The organism is Microbacterium sp. CPCC 204701 (assembly GCF_004010105.1).
GTDB lineage: Bacteria > Actinomycetota > Actinomycetes > Actinomycetales > Microbacteriaceae > Microbacterium.
The window spans coordinates 1-2,604 of sequence record NZ_RRYE01000398.1 but is presented as its reverse complement, the minus strand read 5'-3'; the positions used below and the strand labels follow the sequence as shown (position 1 = coordinate 2,604).

The following is a 2,604-nucleotide window of genomic DNA, read 5'->3' as shown; positions in this document are numbered from 1 at the left end:
TCGCCGCGCGCGCCCGCATTCCTCCGGACGCTCCGGGCGCTCCGTCCCATCGCCGGAGCGCTGTGCGAGCCAGCTCCCACACCCGGGCATCCCGCGGCGCGGGCGTGAGCAGCGCGCTCGCGACGGCGTGGGCGACGAAGGCCGCGCTGTCGTCGGCCGGAGCGCCCCGCCCCACGGTGTCGACGTCGATGACTCCGCTCAGCCGCCCGTCGGGGTCGAGGAACAACTGGCCGAAGTGAAGATCTCCGTGCACGACGCCCTCGTCCGGCCCGTCGTTCCACGCCGCGCGGATCCGCGCCTCGAGCTCGGCGAAGCCGGCGTCGTAGCCGCGCAGTCGCGCGGCGTACCACTCGAGCCGGCGACCGATGCCGGTGCGCGCCTGATGCGCGAGCGGTGCCGACGCGATCCGCCGGCGCAGTGCATCGACCTCGTCCAGCAGTGCATCCGGCTCCCAGACAGCGTCGGCGACCGCCGTGCCGGCGGCGTCGGAGAGAACGAGGAGGCCGTCGGCCGACCACCCGTGGATGGGAGGGATCGGCACGCCGTGTGCGAGGAGCACGCGGTGGATATCGACGATGCGCTCCACACGCGCCGGCGGCAGAACCTTGATCCACGCCGTCCCTTTGCTCGTGGCCACACGTACGACCGCACGCCGGCCGGGGCGGTACGCCACGAATGCAGGCGGTCCATCCTGCGTCAGCCCGAGGCGCGCCAGCAGCGTCCCTGCCGCCTCGGCGAACGCGACGGGCGCGAGAGCGGGAAGGTGGGGGTCGGCGGGGTGGAGCCAGACGCGCGCCTCCGGCTCATCCGGCGACCCGGCGAGCAGTCCGGTCTCGCGGTCCACAGGACGCCCGGAGGTGTCGACGAAGTAGGTCAGCGGCACCGCGTCATCGACGACCACATCGAATCCCGCGATGGAGCCGGCACCCAACGGCTCCCGGCTGAGAAGCCGGAGGCCGGCGCGCGGAGAGAGTTCGAGCGCCTCCCGCAGCAGATCGGCTTCGGGGACCGTCGTGGGCGATTCCATCCTCCGATCCCAGCACGACAGCGGCCGTCGCGGCATGAGACCTCTCTTAGGCATCGCGGCGCGGCATCCGCTCGCAGGAATACTTGAGGGGTGGACGGGCCCGCGCGCACGACGAGACGGTGGATGCCGGCGCTCTCGGTGCGCACGCAGCTGATCGCCGTGATCACCGTGGTCGCCGCGGTCGGCATGCTCGCCGTCGGGTTCGCGGTGTACGTCGAGGAGCGCGACCGGATCCTTCGGCAGGTCGACAGCCTGCTGGAGGCGAACCTCGAGTCCGCGTCGTACCTGGTCGAGCAGGGGGACGCCGACACCGGCGCGTGGAACAGCGCGGATCAGGCTCTCGCGACCGTCGTGCAGCGAGCCGCGCCCGACGACAACACCGGCACGGTCGGCGTCATCGCCGGCGAGCCCGCGCTGGTGCCTGGGGTTCCCCTCGACGTCGATCTGCTCGGCCCGGAGGGCTTCGTGCCCCACGTCGTCGACCAGACCGCGGACGGGGACCCCGTCATCGGCACGTACGCCGAGGAGGGCGTGGTGTGGCGCTACCTGGGCGCTCCCGTCGTCGTGGGCGGCGCCGACGACGACGACGCCCTGTTCGTGATCGCGTACGACATCGACGCGGAGCTGGCCGAGATCGACAACGCCGCCCGGGTGTGGGCGATTGCGTCCGCCGTGACGCTGGTCGTGCTGGCCGCGGCGGCGGCGCTGGTGACGACGCGTCTGCTGCGTCCGCTGCGCCAGATGCGCGAGACTGCGGAGCGGGTGTCGGACCAGTCGCTGTCGGAACGGCTCCCGGTCGTCGGTCGCGACGACGTCTCGGAGCTCGCCGCCACGATGAACGACATGCTGGACCGCCTGAACGAGGCGCTCGAATCGCAGCGGCGCCTGCTCAGCGATGTCGGCCACGAGCTCAAGACCCCCATCACGATCGTGAGCGGGTATCTCGAGGTCATCGATCCGGAGGATCCGCACGACGTGCGCGAGACACGTGACCTCGCCGTGGACGAGCTCGAGCGCATGGCCAGACTCGTGCAGGATCTCGCCTCGGCGGCGGCACTGCATGGGCCCGCGCCGGTCAAGCCCGTCGCCACCGACGCGGCCGACCTGGTCCGTCAGATCGCCCGGAAGGCGGCAGGCATCGACGGCGCCACGGTCGAGACGGGGCGGATCGCCGAGGTCGTGACGGCCCTCGACCCCAGCCGTTTCACGCAGGCCGTGTTGCAGCTGGCGCAGAACGCGGTGACCCACGGCGGCGGACGGATGGTGATCTCGAGCGTCATCGCGAGCGACGCGCTCGAGATCTCCGTGCGGGACTTCGGCCCCGGCGTCCCCGACGGCAGCAAGCTGCAGGTCTTCGACCGCTTCGCGCGAGGCGACGCCGGAGAAGAGAGCGGAGGCAGCGGCCTCGGCTTGAACATCGTCCAGGTGATCGCGCGCGCCCACGGCGGATCGGCGCGCGTCGACGACGCGCCGGGCGGAGGCGCCCGCTTCACGGTGTCGCTCCCGCTCACGCAGGCGCCCGTGGTGCCGCCCGGGCTGGTCGTGCCGCCGCGACCGCCGATGCCGATCGTCGACCT

General features: G+C 72.5%; 2 protein-coding genes. One reads left to right on the top strand and one right to left on the bottom strand.

Features of this window, described 5'->3' with window-relative positions:
- On the bottom strand, window positions 1-1,027 hold a 1,027-nt coding region (locus EIO58_RS15935), incomplete at its 3' end, for an aminoglycoside phosphotransferase family protein (protein WP_164861778.1).
- Between the two features lie 90 nt (window positions 1,028-1,117).
- On the opposite strand from EIO58_RS15935, the gene EIO58_RS15930 reads away from it, so the two are divergent.
- Window positions 1,118-2,604: sensor histidine kinase (locus EIO58_RS15930; RefSeq protein WP_164861777.1), on the top strand; the 1,487-nt coding region annotated here is incomplete at its 3' end.